Origin of the sequence: Sorangium sp. So ce363, from assembly GCF_051520435.1 — a bacterium.
Classification (GTDB): domain Bacteria; phylum Myxococcota_A; class Polyangia; order Polyangiales; family Polyangiaceae; genus Sorangium; species Sorangium cellulosum_B.
In genome coordinates this window covers 9,533,991-9,549,209 of the sequence record NZ_CP150333.1, presented here as the reverse complement: position 1 = coordinate 9,549,209, position 15,219 = coordinate 9,533,991, and the positions used below count along the sequence as shown (strand labels likewise).

Annotated in this window: 13 protein-coding genes and 1 tRNA gene; 5 read left to right on the top strand and 9 right to left on the bottom strand. The window is 73.9% G+C overall.

The features are described from left to right. Positions 1-428 precede the first annotated feature (428 nt). On the top strand, positions 429-1,301 hold the full coding sequence (locus WMF12_RS35915) for a sulfurtransferase (RefSeq protein WP_437741213.1): 873 nt from the start codon (positions 429-431) through the stop codon (positions 1,299-1,301). Positions 1,302-1,307: 6 nt separating this feature from the next. On the opposite strand, the gene WMF12_RS35910 is transcribed toward WMF12_RS35915, so the two are convergent. The 6 genes from WMF12_RS35910 to WMF12_RS35885 form a co-directional block, all read right to left on the bottom strand. Then, complete coding sequence (locus WMF12_RS35910; RefSeq protein ID WP_437741212.1) at positions 1,308-2,426, bottom strand: arginase family protein; 1,119 nt, start codon at positions 2,424-2,426, stop codon at positions 1,308-1,310. Between the two features lie 22 nt (positions 2,427-2,448). Then, positions 2,449-3,063 (bottom strand): histidine phosphatase family protein, encoded by a 615-nt coding sequence (locus WMF12_RS35905; protein WP_437852482.1) that lies wholly within the window; start codon positions 3,061-3,063, stop codon positions 2,449-2,451. A 15-nt stretch (positions 3,064-3,078) separates the two neighbouring features. Then, positions 3,079-3,846 (bottom strand): adenosylcobinamide-GDP ribazoletransferase, encoded by a 768-nt coding sequence (locus WMF12_RS35900; RefSeq protein WP_437741210.1) that lies wholly within the window; start codon positions 3,844-3,846, stop codon positions 3,079-3,081. Further along, a complete protein-coding gene (gene cobT / locus WMF12_RS35895) occupies positions 3,843-4,931 on the bottom strand; it encodes a nicotinate-nucleotide--dimethylbenzimidazole phosphoribosyltransferase (protein ID WP_437852481.1) in 1,089 nt (362 codons plus the stop codon). Before cobT ends, WMF12_RS35900 begins: the two co-directional genes overlap by 4 nt. An 86-nt stretch (positions 4,932-5,017) precedes the next feature. Beyond that, positions 5,018-5,090 (bottom strand) — tRNA-Ala (locus WMF12_RS35890). Positions 5,091-5,302: 212 nt separating this feature from the next. Continuing rightward, positions 5,303-6,472, bottom strand: a complete 1,170-nt coding sequence (locus WMF12_RS35885) for an acyl-CoA dehydrogenase family protein (protein WP_012239515.1) — start codon at positions 6,470-6,472, stop codon at positions 5,303-5,305. A gap of 357 nt (positions 6,473-6,829) precedes the next feature. Between WMF12_RS35885 and WMF12_RS35880 the strand changes: the two genes are divergently transcribed. The 3 genes from WMF12_RS35880 to WMF12_RS35870 are packed head-to-tail and all read left to right on the top strand — an operon-like array spanning position 6,830 to position 11,688. Then, positions 6,830-7,882, top strand: coding sequence for a RimK family alpha-L-glutamate ligase (locus WMF12_RS35880; protein WP_437294676.1), 1,053 nt, complete (start codon positions 6,830-6,832; stop codon positions 7,880-7,882). Beyond that, positions 7,879-8,634, top strand: a complete 756-nt coding sequence (locus WMF12_RS35875) for an enoyl-CoA hydratase/isomerase family protein (protein ID WP_437852480.1) — start codon at positions 7,879-7,881, stop codon at positions 8,632-8,634. The genes WMF12_RS35880 and WMF12_RS35875 overlap by 4 nt, the downstream gene beginning before the upstream one ends. Positions 8,635-8,646: 12 nt before the next feature. Next, positions 8,647-11,688, top strand: coding sequence for an ATP-binding protein (locus tag WMF12_RS35870; RefSeq protein ID WP_437852479.1), 3,042 nt, complete (start codon positions 8,647-8,649; stop codon positions 11,686-11,688). Between the two features lie 26 nt (positions 11,689-11,714). Here WMF12_RS35870 and WMF12_RS35865 read toward each other — a convergent pair whose 3' ends face one another. Both WMF12_RS35865 and WMF12_RS35860 read right to left on the bottom strand, forming a co-directional pair. Continuing rightward, positions 11,715-12,476, bottom strand: a complete 762-nt coding sequence (locus WMF12_RS35865) for a Uma2 family endonuclease (RefSeq protein ID WP_437741206.1) — start codon at positions 12,474-12,476, stop codon at positions 11,715-11,717. A 105-nt stretch (positions 12,477-12,581) separates the two neighbouring features. Beyond that, positions 12,582-13,712, bottom strand: a complete 1,131-nt coding sequence (locus WMF12_RS35860; protein ID WP_437741205.1) for an AAA family ATPase — start codon at positions 13,710-13,712, stop codon at positions 12,582-12,584. Between the two features lie 106 nt (positions 13,713-13,818). Between WMF12_RS35860 and WMF12_RS35855 the strand changes: the two genes are divergently transcribed. Next, positions 13,819-14,502 carry an RNA ligase family protein gene (locus WMF12_RS35855; protein ID WP_437741204.1) on the top strand — a complete coding sequence of 228 codons (684 nt, stop codon included), beginning with the start codon at positions 13,819-13,821 and terminating at the stop codon, positions 14,500-14,502. Here WMF12_RS35855 and WMF12_RS35850 read toward each other — a convergent pair. Then, positions 14,491-15,099, bottom strand: coding sequence for a hypothetical protein (locus WMF12_RS35850; RefSeq protein WP_437741203.1), 609 nt, complete (start codon positions 15,097-15,099; stop codon positions 14,491-14,493). The genes WMF12_RS35855 and WMF12_RS35850 overlap by 12 nt on opposite strands. Positions 15,100-15,219 lie beyond the last annotated feature (120 nt).

The window sequence follows — 15,219 nt, the reverse complement described above, 5'->3', positions numbered from 1 at the left end:
TTCCGTCGGACGTTCGAGGCGAGGCGTGATCGATGAATGGATCTGGTGAAACCGCACTTTTGTGAGCACGTCGCCCGTGGCGCTGGCGGCTCTCGCTCGGTGAAGCGCTGAGCGAGGCCAGGGGTGTCCTCCGGGGTGGGCAGGTGCTGCGGGGCGGGTAGGGCGAGTAATGCGTTTGAAAATCAAGCGGTTTGTGGCGGCTATCGTCGCATACAGGCGTGCTGCACGCGCCGATTGACATTCATGCCTGATGCCCCCAGGCCCGATCTCAACTGTCAAAAATGCTTGCAAATACCGTCGCTTCGGGGCGCTCCGTCGAGCGCCGGAGTCGCGTGCGGCTGCCCAGCGCCACCGGGCACAGCCGAGCAGGTCGAGCATGGCGAGGATGCGATGTGGCCCGGCGCGAGCAGGGTGGGTACCCTTCGCCCATGAGCGATCCCTTCCTCGTGCCCGCCGGTCCGCTCGTCGATGTCGCCTGGCTCGCAGCGCACACGGGCGATCCCCGCGTCCGGGTCGTCGATTGCCGCTGGTATCTCGGCGGCCGCCGCGGCGCCGACGAGTACGCCCGCGGGCACATCCCGGGCGCCGTCCACCTCGACGTCGATGCCGATCTCTCCAGCCCGGCGCACGGCGGACCAGGCCGCCACCCGCTGCCCGACGCGGCGGCGTTCGCGCGCGTCCTCGCCCGCAGCGGGGTCATCCCCGGCTCGGTGGTCGTCGGCTACGACGACGCCGGGGGCGCCATCGCCGCCCGTCTCTGGTGGCTGCTGCGCTACTTCGGTCATCCAGGCGGGCGCGTGCTCGACGGGGGACTCCAGGCGTGGACCTCCGCGGGATACCCCCTCTCGACCGCGGCACCCACGATCGCGGAAGCGCCCGCCATGGATCTCGCACCCGGCGGCGCCCCGGTCGCCGACAGGGCGGCTGTCGACAGGCTGCGCCGCGATTCCGCGGCGGTGATCCTCGATGCCCGCGCCCGCGAGCGCTACGAGGGGCAGACCGAGCCCGTCGATGCCCGCCCGGGCCACATCCCCGGCGCCCGCTCCGCCCCCTTCGTCGAGAACCTCAGCGCCCCCGGGGGCGCCTTCCGCGAGCGCGCGGCGCTCGAGCGGCGCTACCGCGACCTCGGCGCGCTCGATGCAGCCACCGTGGTCTGCTACTGCGGCTCCGGCGTCACCGCCTGCCACGACCTGCTCGCCCTGACGACGCTCGGCCGCGAGGACGCGATCCTCTACGAGGGGTCCTGGAGCGATTGGGCCCGCGACGCCGCCCTGCCCGCGGCCACAGGCCCCGAGCCCTGAGCGGCGTCAGGCGAGCGCGCGGCCGACCGTGGCCTCGATCGTCTCGCGCAGGTAGCGCGCCGCCAGCGCGACCGTGCGCGCCGCGCTCTCCGGCGTCGGCTGGAGCGCCGGCGCGACCTCCATGACGTCGCCGCCGATCAGGCCGACCTCGCGCCCGAGCCGGCGGATGAGCGCCACGACGAACTCGGGCGACAGGCCGTCCGGCTCCGGCGTCCCCGTGGCATCGGCGTACGCGGCGTCCGTGCCGTCGATGTCGTTCGAGAAATACACGCCCTCGACGCCGGTGCTCTTCACGTGGGCCACGATGGCGTCGAGCGCCGCCGCCGGATCGGCGCGGCACTCGGCCGCCCAGAACTGCCGCACGCCGTAGCGGCTCTCCCAGTGCTCGCGCGGCTTCTGCGACGCGCGGACCCCCACCTGCGTCAGCCGGCCGCCCCGCCCGACCAGCTCGTTCGCGTGGTACGACCACGTGGCGAAGCAGTACGCGATCCCGAGCCGCTCCTCGAGGAGATCGGTGTGCGCGTCCGGCTGGACGATGCCCCACGGCCGCTTCCGCGCGCGGGCGAGCGCGCGCGCGACCGGCAAGGCCGTGGAGTGATCGCCGCCGAGCACGATGGGTGCGACGCCCGGGTTGATCGAGAAGACGAGATCGAGCGCGCGCTCCGCGATGGAGAGCGGCGAGACCGGCAGCCGCGACGCCACGGGCTCGGGCACGCCAGGGTAGAGCGCGCGGCGCGAAGCGGCCTTCTGCGCCTCCGAGAGCATGTCGTCGTGCAGGAGCTGCGGCACGACGAACACGTCGCCGATGTCGACGAGCCCGACCTCGCGCGCCCGCTCGGGGAAGTCCGGGAAGGCGTCGAGGAGCGCGGTCCGGATGGCCTGCGGGCCCATGTTGGAGCCGCGGAGGAACCCCGCGCCGACGTCGGAGGGCACGCCGAGCAAGACGGCGCGCGCGCCGGCGATGCGGTCGAACGACGCGCGGAACCGCGCGAGGACCTCCTCCTCGGTCGCGGCGCCGTAGAGCCGCCGCTGGACCTCGAGCTGCTGCGCGCGGCCGGTCGAGACGAGGTAGAGGCCTCCGGCCGCCGGGCGCAGCAGGAGCGCGAGCTCTTCTTGCGGGGTCATGCCCGACGAGGGTACGCGCCCCTCAGGGGTCCGCCAGCGAAAGGGCGGAGGGAGGGAGAGGGAAGCGCTCGGCCGTGAGGTGAGGGACCGGCGCGCTCATCGCCGCGGGCCAGCTGGCGCCGCACGCGACGACCCGGAGCGCGCGCAGCACCCCGGCGTGCGCGACCAGGAGGTGCGGGCGCGCGCGGGACGCGACGTCCGCGCCGTCCGCGCCGCCGATCTCGCGCCAGAACGACCGCACCCTGGACTCGACCTCGAGCGCCGACTCGCCCCCGGGCGGTCCGACGCGCTCCCAGCCGTCGAGCCACGCGGCGTACGCGGCCGGGTCGTCGCGCTCGATGTCCGAGAAGGCGCGCCCCTCCCACGCGCCGTAGGAGATCTCGAGGAGGCGATCGTCGATCGCGCGCGGAACCCCGAGGCGCGCCGCGAGCTCGGCGGCCGGGAGCGCGCAGCGGGAGAGCGGCGACGACCAGACCACGCCGGGGCGGACGCAGAGCTCGTGGAGCGCGCGCTCGATCGCGGCCGCTGCAGCCTCCGGGGGGAGCTCCGCGGCGGCGTCGAGGCGGCCGTAGCAGACGCCGGAGAGCGCGACGGGGGCGTGGCGGAAGGCGATGAGGCCGTGGGTGAGGGGATCCACGCGCGCGCCCGCGGCTCAGCCGCCCCGCACGAGCGCGAGGGCGAGCAGCGCGGCGCACTCGGCGATCTGCTGCGCAGCGCCCAGGAAGTCGCCCGTGAGCCCGCCGGCGCGGGCGTGGAAGCGGAGGCCGCAGAGCGCCGCGGCGGCGGCGGCCGCGACGAGCATGCCCGCCGCCTCGGCCGCCGTGAGGGCCCCGGCGGCGTGCGCCGCGGCGAGCGCGAGCGCCGGCCAGAGCGAGCCGAGCAGCGCCTGCGGGAGCGCCGCCTGCGCCACGGGGCGGCTGCGCGAGCCGCTCTGGGTCACGTAGGGCAGCGCGACCATCAGCCAGATCGGCGGGGTGCGCGAGAGGCACTGCGTCAGCACGAGGGCGACGGGCGCCGCGGCGTCGAGCCGCGCGAGCAGGGCGACGCGCAGCACGAGGACCACGATCAGCGCCGCCGCGCCGAACGCGCCGATGCGGCTGTCCTTGAGGATCTCGAAGATCCGAGCGCGATCGAGCGCGCCGCCGAGCGCGTCGGCCGTGTCCGCGAGGCCGTCCTCGTGGAACGCCCCGGTCAGCAGCAGCCCGAGGGCCACGGTGACGCTCGCCGCGACGAGCGCGCCGCTCCGATCGACGAGCAGCCACACCGCGGCCTGGACGGCGCCGAGCGCGGCGCCCACGAACGGGAACCAGGCAGAGGCCCAGCGCCAGTCCGCCTCGGCGTAGGGGAAGCCGCCGACCGGGACGCGCGTGAGGAAGGTCGCCGCTGCGCGGGCGCCGCGCAGCACCGGCGGCGTCGTCATGGAGTCCCGGGCCGCGCGCGATCCGGCACGCTCGCGCTCGCGAACGTCGCCATGCCGGCGTGGAGGGCGCAGGCCGCGTCGAGGAGAGGCAGCGCGGCCAGCGCCGCGCTCGCCTCGCCGAGCCGCATCCCGAGGTCCAGCAAGGGGCGCGCGTCGAGCGCCGCGAGGACGTGGGCGTGTCCGCGCTCGGCCGAGCGGTGGGCGAAGAGCATGCCCGATCGCGCCTCGGCGCACATCCGGACGAGCGCGAGCGCCGCCGTCGAGACGATGAAGCCGTCGACGAGCACCGCCATGCGCCGCTCGATCGCCCGCGCCATGGCGCCCACCAGCGCGGCGATCTCCTTCCCGCCGACCGCCTGCACGACGCGGTGCGGGTCGGTGCGCTGGACGCCCGAGGCCTCCTGCGCGCGTCGCGTCGCGTCGCGCACGACCTCGATCTTGCGCGACAGCGCGTCGCCGGAGACGCCGGTCCCCGCCCCGACGACGTCCTCCGGCGCGATCCCGAGGAGCAGCGCCGTGATGGCCGCCGCCGCGGTCGTGTTGCCGATGCCCATGTCGCCGAGCAGGACGACGCGCGTGTCGCCGCCGAGCGCGTCGATCTCCGCGGCGCCCGCGCGGAGCGCGCGCTCGTAGACAGCCTCCGAGAGCGCGTCCTCGACCCGCAGGTCGCCGATGGGATCGTCGGCGACCGGATCGCGCCGCAGCCGCGCGCCATCGCCGCCGTCGACGCGCTCGTACGGGTGGGCGACCCCGACGTCCACGACCCGCAGATCGACACCGAGGTTCCGGCAGAGGACGCTGGCGGCGGCGCCGCCGCGCACGAAGTTCGCGACCATCGCCGCCGTGACCTCTGGCGGGTACGCCGACACGCCGTGCCGGGCGACGGGGTGATCGGCGGCGAAGAGCACCGCCGCCGCAGGCCGGCTCGCGGGCGCCCCGCCCTGGATGCCGGCGAGCGCCACGGCGAGGTCCTCGAGCACTCCGAGGCTGCCGCGCGGCTTGGTCAGCGTGTCTTGCCGCGCTCGCGCCGCGCCCACCGCGCTCGCGTCGAGCTCCGGGAAGACCCAGTGAGGCGAGAGAGCCATGTCCGGGTTCTCTACTCCGACACGCCGGCGAGCGGGCACGGCGCTGCGGACTCCTTACAGAGACAGGAGTCCTTCGGTCCTATCGGTGGAGCTGAGGGGGATCGAACCCCTGACCTCATGACTGCCAGTCATGCGCTCTCCCAGCTGAGCTACAGCCCCGGTCGTTGGGAGCGGCATATCTACAGCCTCTCGCGCCGCTTGTCTCTACTTTTTTTCGACCGGCGCGCTTTTGTGTCCGAGGGCGTCGGTTCGCGGCTGTTTGTGCCTGTTTGTGCCCGTTTGCGTGCGTTTGCGCCCGTTGCCGGGTGGGTGCTCCCAGCGGCGAGCTCCGCGCGGCCTGGCGGCGATGCGGCCGCCGGGCCGCGGGGCGCTCAGAAGTTCATCAGCTTTGCCAGGTAGTACTTCATCGTCTCGGTCGTCCCGCCGCCGATGCGAAGGAGCCGCTGATCGCGCCAGGCGCGCGCGATCGGGAAGTCCTCGATGTAGCCCCAGCCTCCGTGGAACTGCAGGCAGGTGTCCACGACGTCGTTCGCCACGTCGCCGGCCAGGATCTTCGCCATCGAGATGAGCTTCACCGTGTCGAAGCTGATCGGCACCTTCCGCACGTACCGCTCGTCGTTGTAGTGGTCGACGCACTTGTAGGCGAACGCGCGCGCCGCCTCGCAGCGCGTATACAGGTCGACGAGCTTGTGCTGCCACGACTCGCGCTTGATGATCGGCTTGCCGAACGCCACCCGCTCGCGCCCGTACTCGACCGTGCCGTCGAGCGTCATGAACGAGCTCGCGATCGCGCTCACCGCAGCGACCAGCCGCTCGGTCTGGAAGTTCTGCATCAGGTACGCGAAGCCCTGATCGGGCTCGCCGAGCAGGTAGCGCCCCGGCACCCGCACGTCCTCCAGGAAGAGCTCCGCGGTGTCCGAGGACTTGTTGCCGATCTTCTTCAGCTTCTTCGCGACGTTGAAGCCGCGGAGCGCCGTCGGCACGAGGAAGAACGAGCAGCCGTGGGCGCCCTTGTCCGGCGACGTCTTGGCGAGCAGCGTCACGAAATCGGCGCGCGTCCCGTTCGTGATGAACGTCTTCTGCCCGTTCAGCACGTAATCATCGCCCTCCTTGCGCGCGATCGTCCGGATCCCGGCCACGTCGCTGCCGGCCGCCGGCTCGGAGACGCCGAGCGCGGCGATCTTGTCGCCCGCGAGCGCCGGCTTGAGGAACTCCTCGATCTGCTCCTTCGTGCCGATGTCGCTGATCACCGGGGTCGCCATGTCGCTCTGCACGAGCAGCCCCATCGAGACGCCCGCCATCGTGCAGCGCACGAGCTCCTCGGCCTTGGCCGCCGAGAACCAGTAGTCGAGCCCGGCGCCGCCGTGCTCCTCCGGGAAGTGCGCGCCCAGGATCCCGAGCTCGCCGGCGCGCTTGAACACCCAGCTGGGAAAGCACTCCGACGACTCCCACTCCTCCACATGAGGAGCGAGCTCCTTCTCTGCGAAGGCCCGCACCGTCTTCCTGAACTGCTGATGTTCTTCCGTGAACGGCTGCCACATCGCGAACCCCTCCTCGCCGGCACGACCGAGATGATTCGTACACGAAACATTTTTCAGCGCAAGCGCTGCACCTCGGCGCTTCTGCCGCGCCTGGTCCGCCGCACGGCCGCGCGGGGAACCCCACGGAGCGCGCGGCGTCCCACGGGGCGGGGGACGCGCGGAAATGCGCGGCGTCCCACGGGGACCGCGCGGAGCCCCATGGAAAACGAGGGCCGATGGCGCGGCGCGCGACCGTGCGGGGCGCGGCGCGAGCGGCGCGAGCGGAACGAGCGGAAGAAGAACCGCCGAAGAGCGAAAAATGAATCGGCACGCGCATCCATCCACGCAGTCTGCCGGCTCTGCTAGCCTCCGGGCCACATGCGACTCCTCGTCCTGTCCCGCAACGCGTCCCTCTATTCGACGAGCCGGATCGTGCTCGCGGGGCGCGCGCGTGGTCACGACGTCAGCGTCATCGATCCGCTCGATTTCCAGATCGTCGTGTCGCGTGGCCGCCCGTCGTTGCTCGTCGGTGGTTCGGCGGTGCCCCGCTTCGACATCGTGATCCCGCGCATCGGCGCCAGCATCACGAACTACGGCCTCGCCGTCGTCCGTCAGTTCGATCTCATGGGCGTCCCCGTCCTGAACGGCGCCGTCTCGATCGCGAGGAGCCGCGACAAGCTGCGCGCGCTCCAGCTGCTCACGCGCCGCAAGCTCAACGTGCCGATCACCGTGTGCGCCCGGAGCCCGGCCGGCGTCGAGGCGGCGCTCTCGCTCGTCGGCGGCTGCCCCGCGATCGTGAAGCTCCAGCAGGGGACCCAGGGCATCGGCACCATGCTCGCCGAGACGCCCCACGCCGTGCACGCGCTGCTCGAGACGTTCTGGGCCATGGGCCAGGACATCGTGCTCCAGGAGTACGTGCGCGAGTCGAAGGGGCGCGACATCCGGGTCATCGTCGTCGGCGGCCGCGTGGTCGCCTCGATGCGCCGCGTCGCCAAGCCGGGGGAGTTCCGCTCGAACCTCCACCGCGGCGGCAAGGGCGATCGCGTGAAGCTGCCGCGCGCCTACCGCAGCGTCGCGATCCGCGCCGCGAAGGCGATGGGCCTCGAGGTCGCCGGCGTCGACATGCTCGAGGCGCGCTCCGGGCCCAAGATCCTCGAGATCAACAGCTCGCCCGGCCTGGAGGGGATCGAGCGCGCGAGCGGCGTCGACGTCGCGGGCGCGATCATCAGCTACGCCGAGCGGTACGCGGCGGAGCAGCGCGGCCTCAGCCGCCGCACGCTCGAGGCGCGGATCGCCGAGGTGATCCACGACGAGCGCATGCCGGCGCCGCGGCGGCTCAGCCGCGCGGCGGCCGAGAACGGGGCGGGCGCGAGCCGCCGGAAGGCCGCGGCGCTCACCGGCGGGAGGGGCGCGCGGAGGGCCCTCTCGTGACCTTGCGGGTCGAGGCGGCCGGCGATGCGGTCGTCCTGACCATCGATCGTCCCGAGCGCAGGAACGCCATCGACAGCGACTTCGCGGGCCGCCTCGGCGAGGCGATCCGGCGCGCCAGCGCCGACCCGCGCGTGCGCGGCGTCGTGCTCACCGCGACGAGCAGCGACGTCTTCGTGGCGGGCGGCGACATCCGCGAGCTCCACGCGCTCGCTGCCGGCGGCGCGGACGGGGGCGAGGTCCTCCGGCTGTTCGAGGGCCTCGCGGCCTTCGAGGAGAGCGAGGTGCCGATCGTCGCCGCCGTGCAGGGCGACGCGCTGGGCGGCGGCTGCGAGCTCTTGCTGCTCTGCGATTTCGTCGTCGTCGAGGAGCACGCCGCGCTCTCGTTCCGGCACGTCAAGATGGGCCTGTCCCCGGCCTGGGGCGGGCTGACGCGGCTCTGCGAGCGGGTGGGGCCGCTCGCGGCGGCGCGGCTGCTCCTGACGGCGGAGAGGATCGACGCCGCCGAGGCGCTCCGCGTCGGCCTCGTGAGCGAGATCGTCCCCACCGGCGCGGCGCGGAGCCGGGCGATCGCGCAGGTCGGCCGCATCGCCGAGGGCCCGCGCGCGTCGGTCGCGGCCATGAAGCGGTCCCTGCACAAGGTGCGCGAGGCGCTGCGCGCCTCCGCCGCCGAGGTCGAGCGGCGGGCGTTCGCCGAGCAGTGGAACGGCCCGGAGCACCGGCGTGCGATGGATGCGTTCCTGAGCAAGAAGTGACGGTGGCGCGGCGTGGAGGGCGCGGAGCGGCAGGACCCTGAGGGCGCCGAGCCCCCGCTGGAGGGCGCGGAGCCCGCGCCGGGGAGCGCCGAGGCCGCGCCTGCGAGCGCCGAGGCCGCGCCTGCGAGCGCGCTGTTCCCGCCCGCGCCGCCGACGATCGAGCACTTCATCGGCCGCCGCCCGCACCTGCGGGCGCTCCAGCGCGCCGCCGAGGCCCTCGTGCTGGAGCGGCCCGTCGCCGTGCTCGTTCACGGCGCCGCGGGCATGGGAAAGAGCGCGCTCATCCACCACTTCTTGATGGGGCTCCGCCGCGACAAGGGGCCGGTCGTCCTGCGGGGGCGCTGCGCGCTCGGGGCGGCCGAGTCCTACAAGGCGTTCGGGGGCGTGATGGAGGCGCTGAGCCGCTTCCTCCGGCGGGTCTCGGACGACGAGGTGGAGCGCCTCCTGCCGCGCGACGTCCGCGCGCTCGCCCGGGTGTTCCCGGTGCTCTCGCGCGTGCAGGCCGTCGCGTCGGCGCCGCGCGCGAGCGAGTCGCCCGACGCGCAGGAGCTGCGGCAGCGCAGCTTCGCCGCGCTCCGCCAGCTGCTCTGGCGGATCGCCGAGCGCAGCCCGCTCGTCGTGGCGATCGAGGACCTGCAGTGGAGCGACATCGACAGCGTGGCGCTCCTGCTCGAGCTCACGCGGCCTCCCGACGCGCCCGCGATGATGTTCCTCGGCAGCTTCCGGGACGAGGACGTCGCCACGAGCGCGCCGCTCCGCGCGCTGCTCGACGGGATGGGCCTCGAGCGCCGGGACGCCGAGGCCGAGGCCGCCGGCGCGCGGGGGCGGATCGAGTCGGCGCGCCGGGACGGCGAGCTGCGCGAGATCGCGGTCGGCCCGCTCTCGCCGCTCGAGGCCGAGGAGCTCTCGCTCGCGCTCCTCTTCGCGCGCGACGACGTGACCCGCGCGCGGGCGGACGCGATCGCCCGCGCCTCGCGGGGCAACCCGCGGCTGCTCGGCGAGCTCGCCCGCGACGCGCAGGAGCTCTCGGGCGAGGACGGCGCCCGGGGCGACTCTGCGTGGGGCAGGGCGCTCGACGCGCGGCTCCGCCGCCTGCCGGAGCAGGCGCTCCGGCTGCTGGAGGTGATCGCTGTCGCCGGGGAGCCGATCGACGCGGCGGTCGTGGCGCGGGCGGCGAAGCTCCGCGACGACGAGCGCGCCCCGGCGATGACGCTGCTGCTCATGGAGGACCTGATCGCCGCGCGGCGCGCCGGCGAGGGCGAGCTCGTCGAGGCGTCGCACGACAGGGTGCGCGCGGCCGTGGTCGGCCGGCTCGGCCCTGTGCAGCTCGCGGCGCGGCACCGGCGGCTAGGGCGGGCGCTCGAGGCGCTGGGGACGGCGGACGCGGAGGCGCTCTCGCGGCACTGGCTGGGCGCGGGGGACGCGGCGCGGGCGGGGCGGCTCGCCGAGCGCGCGGCCGAGGAGGCGGCGGAGGCGCTCGCGTTCGAGCGCTCGGCGCGGCTCTACGAGCTCGCGCTCGGCCTGCGCTCGCGCGAGGCGGATGTCCCCGAGGCCGAGCGGCGCGCGCTCGGCGTGCGGTGCGCCGACGCCCTGGTCAACGCGGGCAAGAGCGCCGAGGCGGCGAGGATCTACGCGGCGGCGGCGGAGGGGGCGGGCGGCGCGCTCTCGCTCGAGCTCCGCCGGCGGGCCGCGGAGCAGTACCTGCGGAGCGGGCACATCGACGAGGGGATCGAGCTCGTCCGCGCCGTCCTCCGGGCGGTCGGCCTGTCGTTCCCGGAGACGCCGCGGCGCGCGCTGGTGGCGCTGCTCCTGCACCGGGCGGAGCTGCGCCTCAGGGGCCTCCGGTTCCGCGAGCGGTCCGAGGCGGAGGTGCGGCCGGAGGACCTCGCGCGCATCGACGCCTGCTGGACGGTGACGGTGGGGCTGTCCGGCGTCGACATGGTCCGCTCCGCCGAGTTCTCGGCGCGCGCCCTGCTGCTCGCGCTGCGGGCCGGCGAGCCGTACCGCGTCGGCCGCGCGCTCGCGTTCGAGGCCTCGTCCGCGTGCATGATGGGGGCGCCGGGCCGGGCGCGCGCGGAGGAGCTCGTCGCCGCGGTGCGGGCGCTCTCGGAGCGGCTCGACAGCCCGCACCTGCTCGGCCTGTCGATGATGGTGTCGGGCATGCTCGAGGCGTTCACGGCCGGGCGCTGGAAGGCGGCGTCCGCGTGGTACGAGATCGCCGACGAGCTCCTGCGCGACCGCTGCGCCGGCGTGTCCTGGGAGCTCGCGACGACGCAGCTGATGGCGTCGTGGGCGCGGTACTACCGCGGGCAGATCGACGCGCTCGCGCGGACGACGCCGGCGGTGCTCCGCGCCGCCGAGCAGCGGGGGGATCTCTACGCGGTGGCGATCTTCAGCGCGCAGGCGACGTGGGTGGCGCTCGCGTCGGACGACGTGGCGGGCGCGCGCGGGGCGATCGCGGGGGCGCTGTCGAGGTGGACGACGTCGGGGTTCCACCTCGAGCATTTCGTCGGGCTGCTCGGCGAGACCTACGTCGACCGGTACGCGGGCCGCGCCGGCGCCGCGATGAAGCGCCTCACGGACGCCTGGCCGAGGATCGAGGGCTCGATGCTGCTGATGATGCAGAACAGCCGGGTGATGGCCCACGTCGAGCGCGCGTGCACGGCGCTCGCCGTGGCCGAGGCGGCGCCCGAGCCGGAGCCGCTGATCCAGGCGGCGCTCCGGGACGCCGCGGCGCTCGCCCGGGAGAAGACGGCGTGGTCGGACCCGTTCGTGCCGCTGATCCGCGCGGGCGCAGCCGAGCTGCGCGGCGACAGGGAGGCGGCGATCGCGCAGCTGGAGGCGGCGGCGGCCGGGTTCGACGCGGCGGACATGCCGCTCTATGCGGCGGCGGCGCGGCGCCAGGCGGGCGAGCTGCTCGGCGGGGAGAAGGGGCTCCAGCGGCTCCTCGTGGCGGACGCGGTGATGGCGCGGGAGCGGATCAAGAGCCCGGCGCGGTGGGCGGCGATGCTGGCGCCGGGGTTCGGGCGGGGCGAGCGGGTCGGCTGGGGCTGACCCGTCCGGCGGCGGTCGGGGAGCCGCTAGCCCGAGTCGCCGCCCGGCAGCGGGCCGAACTGCTTCTCGTAGGCCGCGAGCCGGGCGGCGAGACGCTTCGCCTCATCGCCGGCGGCGCGAGCCTGCTCTTCGGCGGCGCGAGCCTGCTCTTCGGCGGCGCGAGCCTGCTCTTCGCCGGTCTGCAGCACGCGCCCATGGGCATCGATCCAGCGCAGCCAGTCGACGGCGAGGCCGCGGTACGTGCCGTGGCGCACCCCGAGGCGCAGGCCGAGGCACGCGCTCACGACGTCGCCGTTCGTCTCGGGCGGCATCGGCAGGTAGGACCGCGTGGCTCGATCGAGCACATAAGCCTCGAGCACGCCCGAGAACGGATCGAACAGGTAGTACTCCGGCACGTGCAGGAGCTTCGCGTAGATCCGCATCTTGTCGCCGCGATCGACGGCCTCGGTGCTCTCGGAGAGCAGCTCGATCACCACGTCGGGCGTCCTCCCGTCCTCCTGCCAGACGACCCAGGATTTGCGCTCGCGCCTGTTGGTGTCGAGCACCACGAACACGTCGGGGCCTCGGAAGTCGTTCTTCTTCGCCTGCAGCTCGCTGAAATAGATGGCCATGTTGCCGGCGACGTACACGTCGTCTCGGTCGCGCCAGAACAGCTTCAGCACCTCGATGAGCAGGGCCATCTGCGCGAGGTGGCGCTCGGATTCCATCGGCTCACCATCGTCGTACGGGAGCTCGTCCTCGCCGGGCGGGGGAATCGGGATGAAAGAATTCTCGCTCTGGAAGGGCATACGTCGCTCCAGGCGGAGCGTACCCCATGCCGCGTGCGGGCGCAGCCGGGCGGCTCGTGCCGCTCCATCCGGCGGCTCCGGCACGAGGGCAGGCGACGTCAGGCGTCAGCGCACAGCCAGCACCACCTCGTGGGCCTCGGTCTTCGCCGGGATCTCCCAGCGCTCGATCATCCGGCGGATGACCGCCTCCGGCACCGCCGCCTCTCGCGCCCGGTTCTGCGCGAACAGCGTCGATGCAGGCACCTCCACGTAGACGACGCGGATCCTCGCCCCGTAGTCGGCCGCCATCTGCAGCAGCGGGCCGCGCCGCTGCCGCGAGAGGTTCGTCGCGTTCCACACGAACCGCTCGCCGCGCCGCAGGTATTCCTTCGCTCGCTCGCGCGCGGCCTGGACCACCTGTCCCTGCGTCTCCGCCGGATCGATCTCCAGCTCGCTCCGCAGCGCGTCCAGGGAGACGACCGGCCAGTCGGCGAGGTGGTGGCGAACATAGGTATCCTTCCCGGCGCCCGGGAGCCCGCTCATCACCACGACCTCGGAGCGCGTGTCGTCGTAGACCTCGACGTCCGGGTGGCGCCCGCCGGCGGGATCGGAGCGGAAGTACACGAAGCGCGTGTGAGACGAGGCGAAGGACCGCGGCGCGGTGTAACACCCCTCCTCGCGACAGAACTCGCGGAAGAGCTCGATGTTGTCGACGACGCGCCCCATGTCCGCGCAGACGCGCCCTCGGATGTCGGCCTCGGCCACGAGCGCGAGCAGGTCGCAGCGGGCCTGGAGGCTGATCTCGGCGGCGACGCGCCGCGCGTCGTCGCGCTCGATGAGATAGAACGGGATCTGGTGATAGCGCACGAGCGCGCACACCTGCTCGCGCAGCGCGAACGGCGCGCCGAGCTCCCAGAGAAGGCGGCGCGCGAGGAGCTCCCCCGCGCGAGAGTGGCCCTTCGCCGTGATCCGCCCGTCGTCCTCGCGGGTGGTCGCCGGCTTCGCCACGTCGTGGAGGAGGCACGCGAGGTACACGACGCGCTGCTCCTCGGCCGGCAGCGCCTGCCACTCGGGCAGCCCGAGGAGCGTCTCCAGCACCATGCGGGTGTGGATCCAGACGTTGCCCTCGGCGTGGTGGATCGGGTCCTGCGGGCAAGCCTCGAGCGCGCGGACCCAGTCGAAGACCTGGAGCTCGTTCCAGGGGACACGCCCCGGATCGGGCGTGAGCAGGTCGAGGAGCGACGACGCGGAGGACATGACGGAGGACCCCTGGCGAGCGCGCGATCGGCTCCGCGTTCGGCGCCGCGCGCGTGAGGGCCGTAGCATGTCCGCTCCGGGACGCCGGTGCTACCCTGGCACCGCCATGTCCGCCAAATACCCTCGCTCGTTCCACCTGCCGTGGTCCCCCGGCGGAACGTCCGACGACAAGAGGATGGCAGACGTGTCGGGGTTGCTCGGCGTCGAGATCGTCATCACCGAGAAGTGCGACGGGAGCAACCTCACGTACACGCGGGCGAGCGTCTTCTCCCGCTCGCACTCGGGCCCTCCGTCCCACCCGAGCTTCGACCTCGCGAAGGCCACGCACGCGAGCATCGCGCACCTGCTCTCGGAGGGCATGTCGCTCTTCTGCGAGTATTGCTATGCGATCCACTCCATCGAGTACGAGGCGCTCCCGGGGTATTCGCTGGTCTTCGGCGTGCGGGACGACGCGCGGGGCCTCTTCTGGGAGTGGGACATGGTCGTGGCCCAGGCGAACGATCTCGGGCTCCCCACGGTGCCTGTCCTGTTCCGGGGCACCGTCGAGGGCGAGCGCGAGCTCGAGGCGCTGACGACCGCGCTCGCGCGCGAGCCCTCCGCGTTCGGCGGCCCGCGCGAGGGCGTGGTGGTGCGGGCCGCCGGCGAGTTCCCGGACGCGGCGTTCCAGCGGCGGCTCGCCAAGTGGGTGCGGCGCGGGCACGTGCAGACGGACGAGCACTGGATGCACCAGGAGATCCGGCCCCAGCGCCTCGCCCCGGGGCCGGCGCCGGCCTTCGCGTCACCGCCGTGAGGCCAGCGCCGCGAGCCGATCGCAGAGGCCCTCGCGGATCGGGCCGTAGGCCCTGCGGTACTCCTCCCAGTCGAGGCGCTCGTCCGCGACGATCTCGCGCCAGTACGGGTTCGCGGCGCCGTAATCGTGGAGGACGCCGGACTCGGCGATCTGCACGGCGAAGAGCGGCACCCGGAGGGCGTGGAAGAGCTTCTTCTTCGAGGCCTCCGGCTCGTCGTCGAAGCGGGCGCCGGCCTTCTTGAAGTCGGACGCGGAGCGGCTCGCGGCCGACGCGGCGAGCTTCTTCCTGTCGAGCTTGAACGGGAAGGGCGGCCTTCCTTCCTTGAGTCGGTGCTCGGGCGGCAGGAACAGGCACTCGAGCGCGAAGACGCTGTGCTCGGCGATGGCGTCGCGAAAGGTGTCGAGGCCGTGGACGACGACGTTGACGCCCGGCGCAAAGGCGAGGTCCTGCCGCGCGTCGCGCCGCGCGAGGACGGCGACGAAATCCTCGTCCGACGTCGCGGACGCGGTGCCGTACACGCGCGACCCGGCGCGGAACACGCTGTGGACCTCGCCGTCTTTGCGGCCGAGGACGCGGAGCACGGTGGAGAGGCTCATGGCAGCGGCCTCGCTCGAGGGACGGCGAGCATCGCGCCGTTCCCACCCCCGCGCAACGGGCGGCGCGCCCTCGACCACCGCGACGCCCGCCCGCTCGCGAGCGCGCGCCGGCCGGAGCGC

What these genes read in the sequence shown, in the direction of transcription:
- WMF12_RS35865 (WP_437741206.1), bottom strand. Translation starts at nt 12,476, where the DNA reads ATGCCCTTCCAGAGCGAGAATTCTTTCATCCCGATTCCCCCGCCCGGC.
- WMF12_RS35915 (WP_437741213.1), top strand. Translation starts at nt 429, where the DNA reads ATGAGCGATCCCTTCCTCGTGCCCGCCGGTCCGCTCGTCGATGTCGCC.
- WMF12_RS35910 (WP_437741212.1), bottom strand. Translation starts at nt 2,426, where the DNA reads ATGACCCCGCAAGAAGAGCTCGCGCTCCTGCTGCGCCCGGCGGCCGGA.
- WMF12_RS35860 (WP_437741205.1), bottom strand. Translation starts at nt 13,712, where the DNA reads ATGTCCTCCGCGTCGTCGCTCCTCGACCTGCTCACGCCCGATCCGGGG.
- WMF12_RS35855 (WP_437741204.1), top strand. Translation starts at nt 13,819, where the DNA reads ATGTCCGCCAAATACCCTCGCTCGTTCCACCTGCCGTGGTCCCCCGGC.
- cobT (WP_437852481.1), bottom strand. Translation starts at nt 4,931, where the DNA reads ATGGCTCTCTCGCCTCACTGGGTCTTCCCGGAGCTCGACGCGAGCGCG.
- WMF12_RS35885 (WP_012239515.1), bottom strand. Translation starts at nt 6,472, where the DNA reads ATGTGGCAGCCGTTCACGGAAGAACATCAGCAGTTCAGGAAGACGGTG.
- WMF12_RS35900 (WP_437741210.1), bottom strand. Translation starts at nt 3,846, where the DNA reads ATGACGACGCCGCCGGTGCTGCGCGGCGCCCGCGCAGCGGCGACCTTC.
- WMF12_RS35880 (WP_437294676.1), top strand. Translation starts at nt 6,830, where the DNA reads ATGCGACTCCTCGTCCTGTCCCGCAACGCGTCCCTCTATTCGACGAGC.
- WMF12_RS35850 (WP_437741203.1), bottom strand. Translation starts at nt 15,099, where the DNA reads ATGAGCCTCTCCACCGTGCTCCGCGTCCTCGGCCGCAAAGACGGCGAG.